Raw genomic sequence first — 24130 nt, 5'->3', positions numbered from 1 at the left:
GTAATGTTTTCATATTTTGAAATTATGGTGTAGAATATTAACAGAGTATAACAATACTGTATTAAACAAAAAGAAATAAGATATTGAAACGAAAAAATGAAAAACAATTTTTATTTCGTTAGGGATTTTAAATGCAACAACTTTATTTATTAGTGCGATTTCTTGTTCTCCTAGCAAAGAAACGTCATCATCAAAAGCGGCAAATGATTCTAAAAAAACAACTATTAATGAAGATAAGGACAAACAAAAAAATAAAAATAATGAATCAGTTTCTGAATTAACGAAAGATCCAAAGAATGATCAAAAAAATATTTCTAATAATGAAGAATCAAAATATGAAAATATTTTTATAATAGATCCTTCTATTGAAGATATAGGCGCTAAATTCGATTACATATACAACAAGAAAATAGCTAGTCAAAAGGATAAAGAAATAAAATTTGCTATACAAAAATATAGAGAAGATAAAGATACTAAATATCCTTTTTATAGCATTAAAGGAACAGGTGGCAAGTCAGTTCTTAAAAACTCAAGATGAGAAAATAGTTCAAATAACTTATTTAAATTAAAGGATGGTTTTGAAACAAATGTTTTAATTTCTGCCGAAGAGCCAAATATAAAAATGAACCTAAAAACAAAAATTTTAAAGCAGAATACGATCCCAACACAAGAATTTTAACAATTTATTACAAACTCTCAGATGAGAAGATTAGCAAAAAGAATTTTGTCCAAAAACTAGTCATACCGATGACAAAAAATCCTGAGCCAATTAAAAACGAGGAAACAAAACCTTCAAAACCAAAGGACGGAAATCTGCAAACGCCTCCTAACAATACAAGTAATGCCAATCCATCAACATCAGAAACTGATAATGGTGGAGTACCGAGTGATTCAACACCTTCTACGATTACTAATTCATCAGGTTCGACAGTTGCAAATTAGTTGAATGCTTATATAAAATATAAAAAATTAAGCTAGTTAATTTTTAGCTTAATTTTTATTTTTTCTTTTCATAGTAGGGAATAGAAGAACATCTCTAATAGATTCTTTTTCTGTTAAAAGCATTGTTAATCTATCGATTCCTATACCACAACCACCTGTAGGAGGCATACCATAATCTAAAGCTTCAACAAAGTCTCAATCAATATCGCTGGCTTCATCATTACCGTTGTTTTTTTCGTTTAATTGAGCTTCAAATCTTTCTAGTTGGTCGATAGGATCAGAAAGCTCTGTATACATATTTGCGTATTCTTTTGTGTTAATGAAAAGTTCTGCTCTTTCAGTAAATCTAGGATCTTCTCCTTTTGCAGTAAGTGGAGAAATTTCAATAGGATGCCCATAAACAAATGTTGGTTGAATCAATGTTTTTTCTATTAGTAATTCAAATAATTCATTTACAATGTGACCGAATTGGAAGAATTTTTGAATTTTAATACCATGCTTAATAGCAATTTCTTTAGCTTCTTCAAAAGAAATATTTTTAAAATCTGCTCCAGTTGCTTTAGAAACCGCATCCACCATATCGATTCTATTAAAAGGTTTTGTTAAATCAATTTCAACACCACGATTCATAACTTTATCTTTACCTAACTTAGCTGCTAAGCGTTTGAATAAAGTTTCAGTTCTGTTCATCATACCTTCTAAATTAGAATAAGCTTCATAAAATTCAATTGATGTAAATTCTGGATTATGAGTTGTGTCAATACCTTCGTTTCTAAATATTCTACCAATTTCATATACTCTATCAATTCCACCAACTAAAAGTTTTTTAAGCGGAATTTCAGTAGCTATTCTGAGAACAAATTCCTGATCTAATGCATTATGGTGTGTTTTAAAAGGTCTTGCTGATGCTCCTGAAAGATAGTCGTGCAAGAATGGTGTTTCTACTTCCATATATTCTAATTCATCAAAATATCTTCTAATTTCTGAAATAATTTTAGTTCTTGATCAAAAGACATTTTTTGATTCTTCATTCATTATCAAATCAACATATCTATGTCTATAAATTTCTTCAATATCGACTAATCCATGAAATTTACCTGGTAAAGGCTTTAGTGCTTTAGTTAATAATTTAATAAATTCAACTTTTACACTTACAGCTCCTGTGTTAGTTTTCATAACTGAACCCTCAGCATAAACAATATCTCCTATATCAAATGTATCAACAAGTTTAGCTAATTCTTCATGTTCTTTTTTATTGAAGTAAAGTTGTATTTTTGAATGATAATCTTGAATTAGAATGAAAGGACCTCTCATTGTCATAATTCTTCCTGATAAAGCAACTTTAAACTCTTTTTCATGAAGTTCTTCTTTTGTGAATTTATCATATTTAGAAACAATATCATCTGAATAAAGCATATCTTTTAAATTATGTGCTTTTGCAAAAGCCTCAACACCCATGCTTTTGTATGTTTCTAATTTATTTCTTCTAATTAATTCTTGTTCTGTATATTTTTGCATTTTTTTATTTTCCTCCATTAATTTTCTTTAAAAGTTCTTCTAACTTTCTTGAACTTTCCTCAAGAGTTTGTTCGCTTAAAGCAAAAACTTCTTCCTCTTCTTTTCTTACTTCAGCAGTAAACATATTTTTAAATTCTATTGTTTCATCTGTTCATACTTTAAGGAAAGAAATTTCCAACAATTGCGGTATTTCTAAGTCGATTATCTTGCTTGAAATTTTATTATTTGTATAGTCAGAAATTTTTTCTATTAAACATTGGTTATTGCCGTTAAGCGCAATTATTTTGTCATCTTTATTTATATGAACATCTTTAATTGTTCCATTTAATTTACTATCAAAGATTTTTTTACCTTTAATATTTTTTGGTATAGGTAAAATTTCTGATGATTTAATTTGTTTTAATTTACCTGATGAAGAAACAATATTAACGATATCAGCGGAATTTACTACAGTAAATCCAGCAACTTTGTCATTTAACGATAAATAAACACCTTTATTTCCTTTAGCTTTTGGCGAATAAATTGCTACATCTGTTTCGGTATACATAGATGCAAGACCCGACTCGGTTATAATAACAATATTCAATAACCCATTACTTAAAGTAGCGTTAATTAATTCATCATCATTAGCAATGCCTATAGCTGTATAACTTTTATTTAATCTTTGTATCTTAAAGTCGCTAAGTTTAACTTTTTTAAATAATCCTTGTTTTGTTCCTAAGATAACAAAGACATTTTCGCTTCAATTTGTAACTTCAATAATAGAAACAACTTTTTCATTTATTTTAAATTCAGCAATATCGCTTAATTTAGAACCTAAATCTTTTCACTTTGTTTCATTTATTTTGTAAATAGGTATTTGTATATAATTTCCTAAACTAGTAAAAACAAGTAATGTTTTCATTGTGTTTGTTTTATTGAAATAAATAAGAGAATCATCTTCTTTTAAAGTATATGTAGATAGTGAATTCGCTTCAGCAATTCTCTCTGAAAATCTTTTGACATAACCCAATTTACTTATAGCGATATAAGTTGATTCATCTTTTATTAAATCTGTTTCATCATAAGATAAATCAAATTCTGATTCTACAATTTGAGTTTTTCTTTCTCAACCAAAAAGTTTTTTAATTAATTTAAGTTCTTCAATTATAAAATTATTGAATTCATTATCATCACTTAAAAGTAATTCATAACGTTTTATTGTATTTTCTAATTCACCCTTTTCATTTAGCAAGGCAATTTTATCAGTCTTGCTTAATTTGTATAATCTTAATTCAGCAATTGCTATTGCTTGGTTTTCTGTAAAATCAAAGTGTTGCATTAAAGCAATAACAACCCCTGCTTTTGAACCTTCTGCGTTTCTTATGACTTTAATAACTTCATCAGTTATCTCTGAAACTTTTATAAGACCTAAAACAATTTCTAACCTTAGCTTAGCTTTTTCTAAGTCAAATTGTAAAGTTTTTGTTTTAACATCTTTAACTTGACTTACATAACTATATAGTAACATCATTAAATTAGCAATTCTTGGCCTACCGTTAATAATTACAACATTATTATAGTTATAAGTGTTCTGTAGCTTAGTCTTTTCAAATAGATAAGTTAAAACACTTTTTTCATTTACATTTTTTTCTAATGTAAGAAGGATATTAATTCCATTTCTGTCTGATTGATCTCTAACTTCAACTAAACCAGAAATCGTTTTGTTTTGTATTAATAAATCAATTGAATATACTAAAGAAGATTTTACTATACCATATGGTATTTCTGTTATCTCAATAAATTTATTTTGTGAGTTTTCAGAAATTTTATATTTACTAAAAAGTCTTATTTTTGCTTTCGCAGAATTATTCCCTGTTTCAAATCCTTCTACGATTCCTTTATTTCCGTATATTATTCCACCGGTTGGAAAATCAGGACCTTTTATATACTTCATAATTTTTGTTAATGTTATATTAGGATCTTTTATTTTTTGAATAGATGCATCAATTATTTCGTTTAAATTATGAGGTAACATATTTGTTGCCATACCTACCGCTATACCCATAGCACCATTAACGAGTAAGTTAGGATATAAAGAAGGCAATACAATTGGTTCAGTTTCTGAATCATCAAAGTTTGGAACAAATAAAGTTGTCTTTTTCTTTATATCACCTATCATGTAATGAGCAACTTTTGATAATCTAACTTCAGTATATCTCATTTGAGCAGCAGGGTCATCATCTATTGAACCTATATTTCCGTGCATATCCAAAATTGGTGAGTTCATCTTTCACCATTGAGACATATTAACCATTGCTTCATAAACTGAAGAGTCACCATGGGGGTGATACTTACCAATTACATCACCAACAACACGAGCTGATTTTTTGTATGGTTTATCACTATCTAGGCCTAAACCAAACATTGAATATAAAATACGCCTTTGAACTGGTTTTAAACCATCTCTAACATCAGGTAATGCTCTTTGTTGGATGACATATTTTGCATATTTTTCAAAACGCTCAGACATTGTCTTTTCAAGAGTTTCTTCAACAATCTTTTCAATTTTTTCTTTAATTAGTTTACTCATTTAAAGTCCTTAGTTATTAGTTAATTAAATATTTATTTAATTATAACATTAATAAAAATTAATTAGCCAAAATAAAAAATTGAATAATTAAAATAATACCTTGCTAAAGATATTATTTTAATTATTTTATGCAACTATTTTCGTTATTATAAAAATATTAGGAACAGTATAATGTCCAATATGATATGCATTAAAACTTCATTCAATAGGATTAAAACTAGAATTTTGAACAATAATATGATTTAAAACAAATAAAATTAAAATAGAAATAAATATAAATGTAATTAAAAAGTCTGTTCATTTTAACTTAAAAACCCTATACTTTGTTCTTTTTTCATAAGGATCATAACCTCTTGTTTCCATTGAATTAGATAAGTCTTCAGCTTTCTGGAACGATGAAACAAAAAGAGGGATGATTAAAGTTGTAAAAGCAACAATTTTCTCCTTAGTATTTCCATGTTTAAAGTCTACACCTCTTGAAGATTGTGCCTTAATAATTCTGTTTGCTTCATCTACTAAGGTAGGAATAAATCTTAATGCAATAGAAATTATTGTTGCAACAATATGAGTGGGTATTAAAAGAAATTTTAGAGGTCACAATAAACTTTCTATCGATTTATTTAATAAGATAGGTCTAGTTGTATTTGTTAATAAACTAGTTGTTAAAACCATTATATATATTCTACTCATTAATGAAAGAGTTCTGTTAAGCGAGTTTAATGAAAAACCATATTGAACTTTAGCATATTCCCCATATGTGTTAATGTAATAATTAATAGTATCTTGTCCAACTATTTTTGGGTCATAAAAATCTATTCAACGAACTTTTTGCCCCGAAATACCTTCCAACTCTTTTCCTGAATGAGTGAAAAAAGATCAAAAATACGACACATAATATTCATTCTTAAATACTGTCTGACTATTAACGGTATACATATTTACAAAGAACAAAATAACGGATATAAATAAAGGTAATTTTAATAACTTAAATACCGGTCTAATTTTTTTTGTTGATAAAACATAAATAAAAGAAACAAATAAAAGTATTAATCCAATTTCTATAAAACTGCTAGCAATAAAAATAAGAATTATTATTAAAATACTTAGTAACACTTTTATTCTAGGGTCTATTCTATACATAAAAGTGTTACCTGGAATGTAACGTCCGAAAATACTTTTCATTATTTACCTTCCTTCGTTAATACTTCATTATTTAAAAAATGCGCTAATTCTTCAATATTTCTTACTTTAGGAACATTGATACCTTTTTCTCTTAATTCTAAAACAAAATCTAAAAGTTGAGGTGGTTGCAAGTGATTTTCTCTCAAAAAATGAATATCACTTAAAACATCATAAGCATTATTATCAGCAACAATTTTACCTTTTTTAAGCATTATAACTCTTTCAGCTCTTTCCAAAACATGATCAAGATCGTGAGTTACATTTATGATAGTTTTACCAGATTTATGTAAATTAGTTAGTATATCTAATATATCTTTAACCCCGACAGGATCTAAACCAGCAGTAGGTTCATCAAATACCATAAAATCAGGATTCATTGCAAGAATACCAGCAATAGCAACTCTACGTTTTTGTCCCCCTGATAATTCAAAAGGACTTCTTTCGAGATAGTCTTCAGATAAACCTACTTCTAGCAGACATTCTCTTGCGATTTTGTAAGCTTCATCTTTAGGTACTCCGAATGCAATTGGTCCAAAAGCTATATCTTCTTTAATTGTATTCTTAAATAGCTGATATTCAGCGAATTGAAAAACAATCCCTATTTTTTTTCTTAAATCTTTAATTTTAAATTTACTTTTAGTTTCGCCATAAATAAACTTTTGTTGAATATTATCTTTAATAAAATCTCATTCAATATTTCCGTTAGTAGCTCTAAGAAGACCGTTAAAGTGTTCAATTAATGTGGTTTTACCTGAACCTGTCGCTCCTATTACACCTATATATTCCCCATCTTTAATATTTAAGTTAATACCATCAAGAGCAAGGAATTCTCAAGGAGAGTTTTTATTAAAAACATGTTTCAAATTATTGATTTTTATTTGCATATTTTAGATATCAATTCCTTTCTATCATATGTTGGCTCAATACCATTTAATAAAGAGCTTAGTTTATAAATGAATGGAGAGTCTATTTTAGCTACTTCAATAATATCTTTATTGTTTAAAATGGTTTTTGGATCACCGGTCGCAATTAACTTTCCATTAGCAAATACTAAACATTTATCTGCTAAGATGGCTTCGTCCATATCATGTGTAATAGAAATTAAAGTTTTTTCTCTTTTTTCTTTAATTTCTTTAATAATACTTAATACACTATTTTTACCCTTTGGATCAAGCATTGAAGTTACTTCATCAAAAATTATTACTTCTGGATCTAATGCTAAAACAGAAGCTATAGCAACTCTTTGTTTTTGTCCTCCAGAAAGGTTTTCAGGTTCTCTTTCTAAATGATCAAGCATATCAACCTTTTTAGCAAAATGATGAATAATTTCTTTCATTTCTTTTTGAGGAACTTTTTTATTTTCAAGACCAAAAGCAATATCATCCTCAACAGATGAACCTATAAATTGGTTATCAGGGTTTTGAAAAATAATGCCAATTTTCTTTCTTATTTGGAGTAAGTTTTTTCTGCTATATTGAATGCCGTCAATAGAAATTTCTCCTTCTTGAGGTTTTAATAAAGCAACTAATAATTTAGAAAGAGTACTCTTTCCGCTACCATTGTGACCTAAAACAGCAACATACTCACCTTTTTTTATTTCAAAACTCACATTATCTAAAGCGGGTTTTTGCACACCAGGCTTGTAACTAAAAATAACATTTTCTACCTTAATCATAATTATTATAATTTTATTACACATTTAATTTTTTTTAATATATTTTATTATTTTATAAAATTATAAAACCACTTGCAGAAAAACCACAAGCAGTTTTAATTTTATTTATAAAAATTAAGATTTTTTTCTTTGTAAAATAGCTAAATTTCAAATTTTTTCACTTTTTGATAAATCAGGATTGAATAATATTTTCTTAGTTTTAGGAACCAAAACTACTTCGAATCATTTTTGATTTTTGAAATAATCATTATCTGATGAGGAAGTAATAATATTAATTGTAGGTAAACCTTCATTCTCAGTTATTGAAATTTGATTATTTTCATTATTGTAAATAACTATAGAATCTAATCTTGTTCAAGAAGTTTGCTCCATAGAAATAATCTCATTATTTTCAAGCCCTTCATATAAATAATTTTTAAAATCACCATTATATTTGTGTTTAGAACCTTCATATATGAAAATATTGTAATAATTTAATATTTCTTCAACAGAAATATTGTTTAAAAATTTATTTCTAAAATCATCTTTTGCTTTAAGGATTTCAGCTTTTTCATCTAATGATGCATCTTTTTCTTTAATTTTCGAAAATCAATTTTTAAAAATACTATTATATTCATCTGTATTAGTTATTGTCCTATAGTTGTCTTCTAAAATATTTCAAGCGAATTCACTTTTTTCGTGCAAATAAGTTGAGTTTCTATTGATTTGATAAATTGGTGAAACAAATTTAGTGTCATTATCTAAAATTGAAATATCTTTTTTAAAGTTACTTTTTAATTCATCATAAATTTCTTTAGCTTCTTGTACCCCATTTATTAGTTTTGAGGGTGATTTTACAATGTAGTTTTTTGGTCTGATAAAAACAATAAAGTATTTTGAAAAATCTTCTTTATTGATAAGGTTTTGATATCCGTAAATATCATCTACATTAACTTTCCAATACAATTTTTTATTTTTAGTTTGTATGAAATGATAATTATTTTTTCCACTTTCTTCGTAAACATATATATTATTTTCTTTTAAGACATCGCTAATTTTTTTAGAGCTTAAAAATCTTCTTTCAAATTCTTCATAAATATCTTTTTTCGGAATTGATTTTAATTTAGATTTACTTAAAAAATTTTCGACTATATTCTTTTCAAAATCCTTTTCATCATTTAAAACAATATTTTCATTTTCTAAAAATTTTTCATTTTTTGTCGTTGCCAAATCTAAAATAAAAGTTGAATTTTGTACCACACCATTTTCTTCATTATTTTTTTGTAATAGATATTCAAATGTCACTTTATTATATTCTTTTTCATCAACATTATTACAAGAAATAACTAGAGGTAATGAAGTTATAGATGGAATTATTAAAAATACTAATTTTTTAATTTTCATTATTGCCCCTTTTTTTATGTTTTATCATTAAAAATATGACTGGTCAAGTTTTATTAAAAAAAGCAGAAAATAGAAATCCTTTTCATAAACTAAACTTTAATCTTTTTTATTTATTAAATCTTTTATAGGTTTATATTTAGTTCTATAAAAGCTTTCTATAACACCATATTTTCTAAGTGCCTCTAAGTGTTGTTTAGTTAAATAGCCTTTATGATTTTCAAATCCATATTCTGGGTATTTTAAAGCATATTCTTGTAAAATTTTATCTCTTGTAACTTTTGCTAAAATAGAAGCTGCAGCAATATTCAAAGAAAGTTGATCACCTTTTATCAAATTAGTTTGAGGTATCTCAATATCAATTTTTTCAAAGTCTGTTAATACATGTTCTGGTTTTATCTTTAGTTTTTTAATTGCATTGGCCATGCCAATTTGTGATTCTTTTTTTGGATTTGTTTTATTAATTTCATCAACACTACGTATTTCAATATAATAATCAATTGCATTCTGTTTTATTTCCTCAAAAAGGATTTCCCTTTTCTTTTCAGATAATTTCTTAGAATCATCAATCATTTCATTCGCGTAATCAAGAGGTAAAATAACGCATGCAGCAACCAAAGGCCCGCAAACCGGACCTCTTCCAGCTTCATCACATCCAGCGACTAAAATACCTTTAAAATTTTCTTTTTCAAAATTTAACATACTTAAATTTTATTATAAAATTAAATATATAAAAGTGGAGGAATTATGGGAACAAGAGTACATGCAAAGTGCATTAAATGTGAAAGAGAATATGATTATTTGTTTGGATCAAATAATGAATATGATCTTTATAATACATTTTTAGAAATATATGAAGATAAACAAGTTAATTTGTTCGATAAAAACATTTTTTTCGAAACATATAAAGAATTATTAAAAGAACATAATAATGAAGGTATTAATGTTGATGAAATTCTTGAATATAATTACTCAAGAATAATGAGCTTCTTTCTCCCTGATGAGGTAGAATTGCTTAAAACTAATATTTTCCATTCACATGACTTAAGAATTCACACTGTTTATAATTCTGATTTGGAACCAGCATCAAGAGTTATGCTTTATATACCATTTTTAAAAGTTAATTTTTTAGATGGTTCAGAGTACACAAGAAAATATACAAAAAATGCTAGATTCGTAGAGTTTAGTGAAGATCAAAGATTTTTAAGTTGCGCTTTTTGCGGGACATTAACAGCAGCATTTCAATCTGAACAAGAAGTATAAAATTATTTTGAAATCACTACGGTGATTTTTTTATAAAAAAACAAGCCTTTCGACTTGTTTAATTATTAATTTGAATATTGTTTAAATATTATTCTTCATCTTTAGCTTGAATATTTCTACGTTTAACAATTTCGTCAGAAATATTTTTTGGAGTTTTTTCATAGTGATCAAATTGCATTTGGTATGTACCACGTCCACTTGTCATAGATCTAAGTTCTGTTGAGTAACCGAACATTTCTGATAAAGGAACTTGTGCTCTAACTATAACAGCTCCATCATTTCTTTGTTCTTGATCGTTTACAAGACCTCTACGACGAGATAGATCACCAATTACATCCCCCATGTGATCAGAAGGAACAACAACTGAAACATCCATAATAGGTTCTAATAATACTGTACCAATAAGGTCTTTAGCTTTTGTAAGAGCTTTAGAAGCAGCAATTTTGTAAGCCATTTCTGATGAATCGACATCATGGTATGATCCATCAAATAATGTAGCTCTCATATCAATCATTGGGTAACCAGCTAAAATACCAGCTGCCATTTTTTCTTCAAGTCCTTTTTGGATTGATTTAATGTATTCTTTTGGAATTTTACCACCAACAATCTTGTCGACAAATTCAAATCCACCATCTGGGTTTGGTTCAAATTTAATTCATACGTGACCGTATTGTCCTTTACCACCAGATTGTTTGATGTGTTTTCCTTCAACTTCTGCTGTTTTTGTAATTGTTTCACGGTATGAAACTTGAGGAGCTCCAACTTTAGCTTGTACACCAAATTCACGTTTTAAACGATCAACAATAATATCAAGGTGTAATTCACCCATACCAGCAATAATTGTTTGACCTGTTTCTTCGTCTGTGTATGTTCTAAATGTAGGGTCTTCAGCTGCAAGTTTTTGTAATCCTAATGAAAGTTTTTCTGTAGCAGCTTTTGATTCTGGTTCTAAAGCTTGAGAAATAACTGGTTCTGGGAATACCATTTTTTCTAAAACGATTTTTGCTGATTTTTCATCTACAAGTGTATCACCTGTTGTTGTATATTTAAGACCAACAGCGGCAGCAATATCTCCAGCACGACATTCATCGATTTCAACACGGCTGTTTGCGTGCATTTGTAAGATACGTCCGATACGTTCTTTTTCACCTTTTGTTGAGTTAAATACATAACTTCCTTTGTTTAAAACACCACGGTAAACACGGAAGAATGTTAATGATCCAACAAATGGGTCGTTCATAACTTTGAATGCTAAAGCAGCGAAGTTTCCTTCATCTGTTGCTTCAACACTAATTTCTTGTTCACCTTCGTGTGCTTTAATAGCAGGAATATCTAAAGGTGATGGTAAGTAATCAACAACGGCATCAATCATTTTCTTAACACCCTTGTTTTTGAATGATGTTCCACAAACTACTGGGAAAAATTCTGAAGTTAAAGTAGCTTTTCTAATTGCGTCTTTAAATGTAGGAATATCAACTTCTCCACCTTCAAGAACAACCATCATAAGTTCTTCATCAAAAGCTGCAACAGCTTCTAATAATTCTTGACGTTTAATTTCAACTATTTCTTTTAAGTCAGTTGGAATTTCTGTTGGGAATTCTTCTTCTTGTGCTTCACCATTGTATGTGAATGCTTGTAATGTAACTAAATCAATTAATCCTTTGAAATCTGATTCAGCACCGATAGGTCATTGGATAGCAACAGCATTTCCACCTAATCTTTGTTTAACTGAAGCAACTGAAGCTGCAAAGTCAGCACCAGCTTTATCCATTTTATTTACATAAACAATACGTGGAACTTTGTAATTAGTTGCTTGTCTTCAAACAGTTTCTGTTTGTGGTTCAACTCCTGATTGAGCATCAAGAACTGCAACAGCACCATCTAATACACGAAGTGAACGTTCAACTTCTACTGTGAAGTCAACGTGCCCTGGAGTATCGATAATATTAATTCTTTTACCTTTTCAGAAAGCTGTTGTAGCAGCAGAAGTAATTGTAATACCTCTTTCTTTTTCTTGTTCCATTCAGTCCATTTGTGAACCACCGTCGTGTGTTTCACCAATTTTGTGAATTTTTCCTGTATGGAATAAAATTCTTTCTGTAGTTGTTGTTTTACCTGCATCAATGTGGGCCATAATACCGATATTACGGTAATCTTTTAATTCGTAATCTCTAGCCATAATTCTAAAAACTTAAATGATAAACACTATCATCTGAAGTGTGCGAATGCACGGTTAGCTTCAGCCATTTTGTGTGTATCTTCACGTTTTTTGATTGCTCCACCTGTTTTGTTTGATGCATCGATGATTTCATTAGCTAAACGAACATCCATTGTTTTTTCGTTTCTTAATCTAGCATATTGCACTAATCATCTAAGTGCTAATGTTTGTTTTCTACGTGCAGGAACTTCAGTAGGAACTTGGTAGTTTGTTCCTCCGATTCTTCTTGTACGAATTTCTAATTGTGGAGTAATATTTTCAACAGCTGCTAAAAATACTTCCATTGGTTCTTTGTTTGTTTTTTCTTTAATAATTTCAAATGCTGAATATAAAATATCTTGAGCAATTGATTTTTTTCCGTCAAGCATAATTTGGTTAATTAATTTTGTAACTACTAATGAGTTAAAAACTGGATCTGCAAGTACTTCACGGATTGGCGCGCTTTTCTTTCTTGACATAATGTCCTCCTATTTTTGTATTTAATTAAAATTTAAATTATGCTTAAATTAGTTTTTAGCTTTTTTTGTTCCGTATAAACTACGACCTTGGTTACGTTTTGCAACTCCGGCAGCATCTTGTGTTCCACGAACGATGTGGTATCTAACCCCAGGTAAGTCTTTAACACGCCCTCCACGAATTAAAACAACAGAGTGTTCTTGTAAGTTGTGTCCTTCTCCTGGAATGTATGCTGTAACTTCCATTGTATTTGATAACTTAACACGAGCATATTTACGTAAAGCTGAGTTAGGTTTTTTAGGTGTCATTGTTGCAACACGAGTACATACACCACGTTTGAATGGTGATGCCATTTTTTTAGATTTTTTAATTAATGAGTTGTATGTTAAAGATAACGCAGGAGCATTTTGCTTCTTGATCTTTGAACTACGACCATTATTAACTAACTGATTTGTTGTTGGCATTGTTATCCTTTCTGATTTTTTAATATTTTAAACAATGTTTAGGCTATGTATTAAATAATAGCTTGAATATTATAACATAACAACACACCCTAGTGTGTCGTAAAAAATTTTTTTTACTACTACATTATAGGGTTAAAAGTTTTTATTTAATATTTTTTTACATTATTTTAAATATTAAAATTAAAAAAATAACTCATTTTTTAGAGTTATTTATTGTTGTTAAATTTGTATCCTTCAGGTATATCATTAACACCATTTTTCATTAAATATGTGTTTATACCACTTGGGTATAATTCTTTTAATTTTTCTCTATATGAATGTCCAATATTCTGGTCTTTTCCACCACCAAATATTAAATCATATTGAGGAAGGTTTGTGTATGTACTTCCATATAATCCTTTGTAATCATAACCATATGAACGAAGTCCCATTGCACCTGATGTAGTAGAACCTGTAAATCCGATAGCAATAATTCCTACTATTTCATTATTTTGATTTCTTACAGCAGATCCACTAGCACCACCTCCGATTTCAAAGTTCTTTAATAACATCCCAATACCACTATTTATATATTCTTTATTATCATCTCTAGATAATAAGAATTTATCACCAGATAGACGAGGGTTAATAATAAAATTATCGAATACTCCTGGTTTATCTTTAAACTGTCTTAAATTTAACATATTTGAAAGTGTTCCACCACGTTTTACTAATCTTTCATCTCTTTCACCAGTTGCGCTGCTAAGATCATATCAACGTGAAGAAGCGTTTGTTCACATTGTGTGAGTTCATTTAATTACTCTTAGTTGATCATCATCTTCATATTGTTTGAGGTAGAAATCAAAAAATCCTTTGCTTTGTGCTTTAGGGTATGAAACAACGTACAAGTTATCATATTGTTTATTTTCTTGAGTTTCCCCAGGTTTTCTTAATAGTGGTTGATCTATTTTGTCATAACTATTTATATAATCAAATTTCGGGACTTTTAGTTTTAATTTATCCTCAATATTTGCGTAATTATTAGTGAATCATTTAGCATATTCTTCTGCAGTTTTATTATCTCTATCTTTTGCTGTAAATTTTTCAAAATCTAATTCAAAAACAGCAAAATCCATGAATTCCTCTTTATCTTTAAATTTATCATCTCCAGATAATGTAGAAGGATTTGTATTTAAAACATCCCTAGCATCAAAAACTCTTTTAAACCCTTCTTTCCCAAAAGAAATTTTTTCAATTCTATCTTCTACATCAACAACTTTTAAATTACTAAAAATATGTTTTTCGTCAGTTCTTTTTAAACGATTCATTCCGATATAATCAATTGTATCAACGTCTGATCCATTAATTACGTGATAGTTTGTTGCAAAATATCATTTTGTAGGATAACTTCTACCACTCTTTGGTAATTCATAATCCAAAATTCAAGCAGTTCCGGATTCGCCACCAGAGCTTCTTGCTTTTCCTTTGAAGTTATTAAATGTTTTGAAGTCATAAACATTATCGCCGTTTACTATTTTTTTCAATCTTTCTATTGTACCTTCAGGCAATTCGCTTTTATGTTTTTCTACCGCCTTTATCAACAAATCTCATTGAGTTTTTATAAAAGGAGTATATATATTCTTATACATATCATCAATTTGAGATTGAGTTGTTCCTGCTTCTGATTCTAGTTGTTTGATAGTATCTCGGAAAACAGCTTCAACAACAGCGTCATTAGGGTATGCTCTATCTGCTTTATCCTTATCTAAACGGGCTTTAAATTCTTGTTTTTTAGACTCTGTTTTTATTAAATTAACTAAACCATAGATATCAAATTTTGGTTCCCCTAAATATCTCTCTAATTTTGTTTGGACCACAGGGTCACTAGAAAGATAAAAACTAGAAAAAGTTACCATATAAGACTGAAGTGCAGCTTCCGCATAATTATCATTTATTAATTTTCTTGGTAAACCAGTATTTCTGTTTGGACCACCTTCTGTTAATCTTTTATAATGATCATATCAGTGAGTAGTTGATCTTGCCCCACGATTTGGGATATCTAATCCAGTAATGTTGCCGCTTTCATCATACTTAGGTATAACAAAACCGAATTTAGAAGCAGTATCATAATCAGGCATATTTAATTCTTCAGCAATTTTGTTATATTTTTCTTTTGATGATTCTGAAGTAGTAAAATTTCTAGAATATTTATTAGCTTCTAAAACATTTTTTATTTTCTCTAAGTCATATTCATATTTTTGAATGTGATTTTTATTTACTGCATAATCATTTTCTTCTGATAGTCTTTTTTCTCTTTCGCTATCAGATTCAATAGGTGGAGCATAAGGATTTGTATCTTGTTTAAATCCTTTGATAACATATTTAACTATTTGATTATTTTTAAATAGTATAGAAATTTCTAAACTTGATTTATCATCTAGAATCCTTTTATTTAAGACTGTTCCACCTATTTTTGTATTATTTGGTTCAAAATCAGTGTTAGATTCAATTGCTTCTCTTAATGTAATTTGACTTGGATCAGAAATTCTTCTAGGAATACTAAATGGAGCATTTGAATCACCTTCTAATTCAAAATAAATTTTTCCAATTTTATTAATGTCGTTTTCTTTAATTATTTTAGAAATCTCTTCGCTAGATAGTTCAGTTTCTCCACCTGTTGTTTGTTTTCCGTTTTCATTTATGTTTTTATTTGGATCATTTGTATTTTTATCTGATGTTTTCTTTTTATCTAAGTCATCTTTATTACAGCTTACTAAAGTTATAAGTGGAGTTAAAGAAGAAGTTAGTAATAACCCTGATAAAACTTTATTAACAATTTTCTTTTTCATAATTAATACCTCATCCCAAATCTAAAAGATTTCAAATTCATCTTCAATATTTGTGTATCTTACATTAAATCCTGCTGATTTAAGTGTATTGTAAAGTTGCACAGCTCCGTCAGTAACAATTATTTCAGTTGAACTTTTTGAAAAATTACCATCTGAATATTGCATTAATGTTGATAAATGTCTTATTCCATCACCATTAATATTTTGAACACTAACAGTTGGTTTAATTTTAATTTTTTTAGTTAAAGCCCCATTACTAAATTTAATTTTAGATCTAGGCGCTCTAGAATTCTTAACTAAAACATCATCAAATTGCGCTAAATTTAAATCCGCAGTAGTGACTTCTCATGTATCAGAGTCATTATAAAGTTTAATTTTATTAAGTTTTCTTTTTCTTGAAGGGTTTTTAATATCGTAAAATACCATACCTCTTAACGTTTTTATTTTTGGTATTCTTGAAAAATCAACTCCCATAGGGTATGAATTTCCGGCTGCATCTCTATCAGGTTTAAGTCCAGGACCTCATCCTCCTTGGAAAATACGTTCATTATTTCTTACTCAGTAAGCCATTCTTAAACCGTTATTAATTTCAGATCAATCACCTTCGGTTGTGTAGTTCTCTGGATCAAAGGCTAAATTATCAAATGTAATACGTGTGTAAATTGTATCTCATGAATTATAAGAACTTGATACATTATAATCTGCCATATTAACTCATGCAACTTTATTTAGTGCTCATGGGTTAAATGCTCATTCATCGTGTAATGAATTAACTTTATTATTAGTTAATAGTGATAATTCATCAATTTCTTTATCTCTCAAATATTTAAGAGCAGATGTATTTCTTGATTCGAAAAATAATTCAAGAAGAGGTAATTTATTAGGCAAGGCAGCAAATATTTTAGACATATCTTGTGTACTTCCTGCTTTACCGATATTTTCGATTCTATACCCTGTAATTTCAATATTTTTTTCTTGGAGTTGTTTGATTAATTTTTCAGCTTTTTTATATGCATTAGGTTCTAGAACGTCAAGGGTAACTACCACACCTTTTTCTCTTGTTGCACCTTCAACTACATCATTTCTTGTGTATTCTGTAATTTTAATTCCGCCACCATACACATCCAGTCCTCTACCAGCATAGTAACTTGTAACATCTCTATCAGTTCAATTAGCAAATTTCCCTTTTTTAATATCATCAGGACTTCTTCAATAATAGTCATTATTTCCGAAAACACGTTTGATCTTATTGTTTCTTGTCATCTCTCCTGTTACTTTATTTACAGCTGGTTCAAAAGTTCTTGAAACTCATTCACCATTAGAATTGACATAAACATCACCACCATAATTTGGAATTGTACTTCCATTTTTTAATTGATCTAAAACTTCCTTACTCAACTTTGTAATTTTGTCTGGATCAATATTCATTAGTAATAATAATTTTCCTAATGGCCGAGTTTCGGTCCCCATTAATCTTGGTCACGAAATTGTTTCTGTCATATCTCACCATTTATCTAAATTAGCTAGACCAGTAGGATTTAAATATTGTTTTATGTTTTCCTTAGATGATAAAAGTGCTTCATATCTAGCCCATAAATTCCCTAAATGATCAGGTGCATTTCCATCGTTGGCAATATAGTTTTGTTTTTCTGCAATATCTAAGTTAGGATTTCCTAATGCCGCCCCATATCCATAATCATTGCTAAAATGTTTTCCAACCATTTTAGCTTTATTAACGGCTCTACCTAGTGTTTTTTTAATGTTTTCTGCTGTAAGGGCCCCATTTACTCCAGTAACATCCGGTGTAACTTCCGCTGTGTAAGGAACACGGTTTGTAATTCCTTTTTCAATATCAGAAGAATCATAAGTTTTTTCTGGTATTTCTATAACATCTGCTTCGAATTCAATGTCACCATGTTTTATTAATTTTTTAACTTTTTTTGGTTTAGGTGGCTCAACTGGTTTAGGTGGTACAGGAATTGGTGTAGGTTTAGGTGCAGGTGTTGGAGTCGGTGCGGGTTTAGGCGCAGGGGTAGGGTTTGGAGATGGTGTTATTGGTTCAGGAACAGGTTTAGGTATTGGCTGAGGTTTTTCGGGGTCCTTTATAATTGGTTTAGCAATTGTTGTAGGTGGCTCAACAATTTTAGGCGGCTCAACAATTTCAGGTGCTTGTTTCTTTGGCAAATTATAATCCGAAGCACTAATTATTGATTTTGTTAAATCCACATCACCAGACTCAAAATTAGGTTTTGCATTTCTATCAATTTGAAATTTAAAACCTTTTGTTGATGCTGAAGTTGTGTGTACAAGAGTTGTTGCAATAGAAGCTGCAGTCAATCCTATTGATGATGCTATAAGAATTACTTTTTTCTTTCTATTAATCATATTTCCTCCAAAATATATATTTATAATATATATCTACATTTTTATTTTATCACATTTAATAACTTATTTTCTTTGGTAAAATCACTATACCATACTTATATAAATGGTTTTAAAAAAATGTTTTTAATCCTTTATATAGTGTTTAAAAAGTAATTTTTATTGTTATTTGTAATTTTAATAGAAATGTATTTTTTATTTTTTTCTTCTTTTAAAAATATAAAAAATATGATTTTAAAAAAATAAAGATACATTAAATAAATATATCTTTATTGTTTATTTTAATAAATAATTAAATCATCTTCAGAACTTTCGAAACGTACATTATATCCAGCTTGTTGTAGAGATTTATAAAGATTATTTGCGCCTTGTTGGATAATTATTTCTGTATTTTGAGAAAGATGACTATAACTAATTAATGTTTTTAAATGTCTTAGTCCGGAAGCTGTTATAGTGCTATCTTGAGATGTAGGTAATATCTTAATTTTTCTTGTTGTTGTTCCGTTACTAAACATAATTTTTGATCTAGGCATTTGGGGTTGCGTAGTTATTAAAATATCTGCGAATTGTGCATTATTCATTTCAGTTGTAGTAACAGACCAAGTGTCTGAATCGTTATATAATTTTATTTTGTTCAATTTTCTTATTTGACTAGGGTTATCTTCGTTATAGAAAATCATTCCGTACAATGTTTTTATTTGTGGAATTCTTGAAAAATCTACCCCCATAGGATATGAGTTTCCACTACTATCTCTGTCTGGTTTTAAACCTGGACCAAATCCACCTTGGAAAATCCGCTCATTATTTCTTACTCAATACGCCATTCTTAATCCGTTGTTAATTATTGATAAATCACCAGGTTTGTAATCTTCAGGATCAAAAGCAAGATTATCAAAAGTAATACGTGTGTATATTGTTAATGATCTATTGTAGTCACTTGAGACATTGTAATCAGCCATATTTACTCATGCGACTTTATTGAGGGCTCATGGGTTAAATGCTCAATCATCAGCCAACGAATTCACCTTATTATTAGTGATCATTGACAATTCATCAATTTCTTTATCTTTAATATATTTTAAAGCTGAAGTATTTTTTGACTCAAAAAATAACTCGAGCATTGGTAATTTTTGAGGAAGTGCAGCAAATATTTTGGCCATATCTTGATCATAACCAGTTTTACCAATATTCTTTATACGATAACCTGTAATTTCAATTCCTTTTTCTTGGAATTTTTTAATAACTTCTTCAGCGTTTTGGTAAGCATGCGGGGTTAAAACATCAATTGTAATAACAACAGCTTTATCTCTATCTACACCTTCAATTTTCTCTTTGCGAGTATATTCAGTTGCGTAAATACCACCACCACGTTTTAATAAATCACCAAATCCATGTTGCTCCCTAAAAGTTGCTGTAACATCACGATCGCTTCAATTTGCAAATTTTCCACGTTCAATATCTTCTGCGCTACGACTTCATTTATCATTATTTCCAAGAACACGCTTACGTTTATTGTCTCTTACGATTCTGTCAACGGTTGGGTTGTTTGGTGGTTCATAATTATGTGAGAATCATTCACCATTTTCATTGACATGTAAGGTTGCATAATCATTAGGAATAACAAATCCCTTAGCTAATTCTCTTTTTACTTCATCACTAATTTTTGTGATTTTACTGTGATCAATGTGCATTATTAGAAGCAAATGACCTAGAGGAATTTGACGGCGGTTGTATGATCTAGGAGGTTCTCAACTAAACATTCTCTTATCATTTCATCATTTTTCAAAATTTCTTTCACCTTCTTGATCAACGTATTTTCTCAATAGTTCTTTATTTTTTAGTAGATTATGATATCTATATCACAAGCTTTCTAATTGTTCACCACTACTTCCTTGATTGTTAAAGTAATTTACTTTACGTTCTACATCAAGATCATCATTTTCTAAAATTTCACGATATGAACTACCAGCACTAAAAATGTGATCTGAACTTCTACCATGTCTTATAGCTCTATTAACACTGGCTTTGATATTAGCTTCTGTTAATGCACCAGTAACATTCTCTATGTCTGGTGTTATTTCTGCTCTATATGGAACACGATTTGTTATCCCTTTTTCCACATCGCTTTTTTTATCAGTTCTTGGAGGGAAAGTAACTACATCAGCAAAGTATCTTATATCGTCTTTGACTATTTCTTTTCTCTCTCTAGTTTCTTTTGGTGGTTCAGGAACTGGTTTAGGCTCCGGTTTTGGTTTTTCCTCAGGGATAACTACAACAGGAGGATTTGTTTCAATAGGTTTTGGTTCTGGCTTAGGCTCCGGTTTAGGCTCCGGTTTAGGTGTAGGAACTGGAGAAGGAGGTAATGGTTCCGGTTTTGGTTCTGGTTCTGGCTTAGGCTCTATAATTTTTGGTATATCTATAACATCAATTGGTTTTTCAATTGGTTTTGCGGGCGGAACCGGTTTAGGTTCCGGCTTTCTTGGTAATTCGGCATCATATGTATTTGGAAAAGCTTTTGAAAGGTCTGCGGTGTTATCATCTAAAAAAGCCTTTCAACTACTTTTAACTTTAAATTCTTGAGATAATGATTTATCAGTTTTAATACCGTGAATTGTACCGAAAACTGCAGTTGAGGAAGCAACGCTACCTAATGTTAATAAAATAACTTTATGTTTTCTTTTTAGATTAGACATCATTACTCCTTTTAACTTTGTTTTTCGGTAAATTTAAATTCAGTTGGAACATTTTCTGATTGGAATCCATTTTTAAATAGTCATGTATTACCCTTATTCTTATTAAGCATTTCATGACGGTAAGAATTTTTTTGGTCTTTACCTGTTCCATATATAATATCGTATTGAGGTAAATTATATGTTCCGTAAAGTCCTTTATAATCAAATCCATTAGATCTTAAAGCAGCTGCAACTCCAGTATTAGCAATTTCATTTGCTGTATGGAAAATAGCAACAATTTTATTATCCTTTGTTCTTACTGAAGATCCTGAAGCACCCCCACCAGGTACATAACGTTTAGGTAAATAAGCTAAATTCATTGAAATATAATCTTTATTATCATCAGTTGAATGATATGGTGCTTTACCAGTTACGGGGAAACTTAAGAATTGATCAGTAATTCCGGGTTTATTTGTGAATGTTCTATAACCTATATTATACGATAAACCATAACCCTGATCAGCTAAAAACTTAGTATTTTCATCTGTTGGAGCTGGTTTGTTATATAAATCATATGAAGCGTTAGTTCATAAACTAAAGGACCATCTTGCATTTTTAAGTAAGTCTTCATCTTCATATCTATCTAAGAAATAATCTAAAAATGGCCCGGCTTGAGTCTTAGGGAACCCTAAGATATATAAGCTATCATAATTTTCGAGATTTTTAATATTTTTGCTAGCAAGAGGAATGTTAATTTTCTCATAATTACTTAAATAGTCGTAATTTGCGAATTGAGCTTTTTTGCTTTCATCTCAATTAGCATAATCATTCGTTATGTCTTGAACTTGTTCTTTAGTGTATTTTGTTTTTGTGAAATCAATTTCAAATATAGCTATATCTATAAATTCTTTTTTATCAAAACTTTTGTCTGCTAAAAATTCTACAGGATCTTTTGTTAAGTAATCACGACCATCAAAAATTCTTGTTAATGCACTTGGCGTTTCAATTCCATAATGAGTAAATTTTCCGCGATCAAATTCATTAGTTTTTAATTTATTAAATAATGAAGGAGTTGACTTGTTTAACCTTGTTAAGCCAAAACTTTCAATGTTGCTAGAGTCAACACCATCAAGAACGTGTAAATTAGTTGCAAAATATCATTTCATTGGATAAGAACCATCGGTAGTTAATTCATAATCCATTATTCATGCTGTACCATCTGCCCCACCTCTAGTATTTCAAAAGTTCTCTAAATCATAAAAATCAGTTGTATCATCAATACGCTTATTAATTCTATCTTTAATTTTTTGATCAATTTGTAATGCATTTACTCTATCAGAAAGTTTTTTTCTTTGATCTTTTATATATTGAGTGTAAAATACCGCTGCTTGGTCCTCTCCACCTTTATCTTTTTTCATTTGTTCTCAGGTTTGATTAATAACTTCTTTAACAACACCCATAACAGTTTTATTTCTCTCATAAACACCTAGTAAACGTTCTTTTTCTTTTTGATTATCTAACATATTTATGAATAAGCTAACATTTTCGTCATTTCTTAAAGCTTGTTGGACAAGTTTTCTTACAGATTCATCAGGTGAAACATTTCAATTTGTAATATTAAACTGGAATGTTTGCAATGCTATATTTGCATACGTTTGGTTAGTAATAGTTCTAGCAAGTCCCCTATTTTTTGGTCCATCTTTGCCATAATTATCTACTCATGAAGGACCTTTACCTGTTTCGCTTAGTTTTAAATCTAAACCAACAACATTTCCAGATGAATCATATTTAGGGATAGTCATACCCATTTTGTTTGATCTATCGTAACTTGGTAACCCTAATGATTTTGCTTTTTCATCGAATTTAGCGATTGTTTCACTTGTTGCATTTAAATTGTTACGAGGTTCGCTATTTCTATTTAAACCTTGATCATATTCTTCAGCATCTTGTTTATAACGTTCTTCTAAAGTTGAATTAACATAAGAACCAAACTTACTTGCAGGCACTTTAGGACCTGAAAGATCGTAGTGTGCTCCTTCAAATCCGCTTATAGTGTAAGTTACAATTTCATTTTCTTTGTTATTGTAGATGAAAAATAATTTTGCAGAATTTCCTTCTTGACGAGCATTTAGAAATGTTAATGGAGTTTTTTCATCTATCTTAGAAATATTAAGCTTACCTTCATCGATATTGTTAAAAAATTGTTGAATTGATAAACTTTTGTAACTTAATGGCGCACCAAACTCATTTGTAAATCTAAAAAGATCATCAAAAGTTTTCTTTTCTAATTCTGATTTTGGTATTGCATTTGGGTCTGAAACCCCAGGGTTTTGTGATCCAGGTGTTGGGTCATTAGGTTTATTTTCTGTATTTGAAGCATTATTAGTGTTATTTTTGTTATCTCCACAACTAATAACTGTACTAAAACCCAAAAATGACGACGTCATTAATAAGCCAGAAAGAATTTTTTTCATTTTTTTACTATTCATTTTTTACCTCTTTGTTTTTATTATTGTGTTTTTGTTTTTTGCTTACTCCTTCTTTTTTAATATATATAAAATATATTACACTTTTATTT

General features: G+C 29.2%; 16 protein-coding genes. 2 read left to right on the top strand and 14 right to left on the bottom strand.

Annotation, left to right across the window (positions count from 1 at the left end):
* Positions 1-747 precede the first annotated feature (747 nt).
* The gene (locus AXW82_RS03760) at positions 748-942 is read left to right on the top strand and encodes a hypothetical protein (RefSeq protein WP_060913343.1); all 195 of its coding nucleotides are present in this window, start codon (positions 748-750) and stop codon (positions 940-942) included.
* Positions 943-990: 48 nt separating this feature from the next.
* Here AXW82_RS03760 and lysS read toward each other — a convergent pair whose 3' ends face one another.
* From lysS to AXW82_RS03360, 7 genes are all read right to left on the bottom strand, one after another.
* Positions 991-2460: a lysine--tRNA ligase gene (gene lysS, locus AXW82_RS03390; protein WP_004795137.1), complete on the bottom strand. Its 1470-nt coding sequence runs from the start codon at positions 2458-2460 to the stop codon at positions 991-993.
* Positions 2461-2464: 4 nt separating this feature from the next.
* A complete protein-coding gene (locus AXW82_RS03385) occupies positions 2465-5032 on the bottom strand; it encodes a DNA topoisomerase IV subunit A (protein WP_004795138.1) in 2568 nt (855 codons plus the stop codon).
* Between the two features lie 126 nt (positions 5033-5158).
* Positions 5159-6214 (bottom strand): energy-coupling factor transporter transmembrane component T family protein, encoded by a 1056-nt coding sequence (locus AXW82_RS03380; RefSeq protein ID WP_004795140.1) that lies wholly within the window; start codon positions 6212-6214, stop codon positions 5159-5161.
* Positions 6214-7098, bottom strand: a complete 885-nt coding sequence (locus AXW82_RS03375; protein WP_004795142.1) for an energy-coupling factor transporter ATPase — start codon at positions 7096-7098, stop codon at positions 6214-6216. Before AXW82_RS03375 ends, AXW82_RS03380 begins: the two co-directional genes overlap by 1 nt.
* Entirely contained in the window at positions 7089-7889 is an 801-nt protein-coding gene (locus AXW82_RS03370; protein ID WP_004795144.1) for an energy-coupling factor transporter ATPase, read from the bottom strand. The genes AXW82_RS03375 and AXW82_RS03370 overlap by 10 nt, the downstream gene beginning before the upstream one ends.
* A gap of 114 nt (positions 7890-8003) precedes the next feature.
* Positions 8004-9272 carry a hypothetical protein gene (locus AXW82_RS03365; RefSeq protein ID WP_004795145.1) on the bottom strand — a complete coding sequence of 423 codons (1269 nt, stop codon included), beginning with the start codon at positions 9270-9272 and terminating at the stop codon, positions 8004-8006.
* Positions 9273-9368: 96 nt separating this feature from the next.
* Positions 9369-9971, bottom strand: a complete 603-nt coding sequence (locus tag AXW82_RS03360) for a ribonuclease HII (RefSeq protein WP_004795146.1) — start codon at positions 9969-9971, stop codon at positions 9369-9371.
* 45 nt (positions 9972-10016) lie between these two features.
* On the opposite strand from AXW82_RS03360, the gene AXW82_RS03355 reads away from it, so the two are divergent.
* Positions 10017-10532 carry a hypothetical protein gene (locus tag AXW82_RS03355; RefSeq protein WP_004795149.1) on the top strand — a complete coding sequence of 172 codons (516 nt, stop codon included), beginning with the start codon at positions 10017-10019 and terminating at the stop codon, positions 10530-10532.
* A gap of 88 nt (positions 10533-10620) precedes the next feature.
* On the opposite strand, the gene fusA is transcribed toward AXW82_RS03355, so the two are convergent.
* From fusA to mip (AXW82_RS03320), 7 genes are all read right to left on the bottom strand, one after another.
* Positions 10621-12711 (bottom strand): elongation factor G, encoded by a 2091-nt coding sequence (gene fusA / locus AXW82_RS03350; RefSeq protein WP_004795151.1) that lies wholly within the window; start codon positions 12709-12711, stop codon positions 10621-10623.
* Between the two features lie 26 nt (positions 12712-12737).
* Positions 12738-13208 (bottom strand): 30S ribosomal protein S7, encoded by a 471-nt coding sequence (gene rpsG, locus AXW82_RS03345; RefSeq protein WP_004795154.1) that lies wholly within the window; start codon positions 13206-13208, stop codon positions 12738-12740.
* A 48-nt stretch (positions 13209-13256) separates the two neighbouring features.
* Positions 13257-13670: a 30S ribosomal protein S12 gene (gene rpsL / locus AXW82_RS03340; protein WP_004795156.1), complete on the bottom strand. Its 414-nt coding sequence runs from the start codon at positions 13668-13670 to the stop codon at positions 13257-13259.
* A gap of 206 nt (positions 13671-13876) precedes the next feature.
* On the bottom strand, positions 13877-16498 hold the full coding sequence (gene mip / locus AXW82_RS03335) for an Ig-specific serine endopeptidase MIP (RefSeq protein ID WP_004795158.1): 2622 nt from the start codon (positions 16496-16498) through the stop codon (positions 13877-13879).
* A 21-nt stretch (positions 16499-16519) separates the two neighbouring features.
* A complete protein-coding gene (locus AXW82_RS03330) occupies positions 16520-18883 on the bottom strand; it encodes a putative immunoglobulin-blocking virulence protein (RefSeq protein ID WP_060913342.1) in 2364 nt (787 codons plus the stop codon).
* Between the two features lie 278 nt (positions 18884-19161).
* On the bottom strand, positions 19162-21573 hold the full coding sequence (locus AXW82_RS03325; protein ID WP_004795162.1) for a putative immunoglobulin-blocking virulence protein: 2412 nt from the start codon (positions 21571-21573) through the stop codon (positions 19162-19164).
* An 11-nt stretch (positions 21574-21584) separates the two neighbouring features.
* Complete coding sequence (gene mip / locus AXW82_RS03320) at positions 21585-24041, bottom strand: Ig-specific serine endopeptidase MIP (RefSeq protein ID WP_060913341.1); 2457 nt, start codon at positions 24039-24041, stop codon at positions 21585-21587.
* Positions 24042-24130: the final 89 nt, after the last annotated feature.

It is taken from the genome of Mycoplasmopsis canis PG 14, assembly GCF_001553195.1.
GTDB classification, from domain to species: Bacteria; Bacillota_I; Bacilli_A; order Mycoplasmatales; family Metamycoplasmataceae; genus Mycoplasmopsis; species Mycoplasmopsis canis.
Note: the sequence above shows the minus strand (reverse complement) of the source record. Positions and strands in the feature narration are given on the sequence as shown.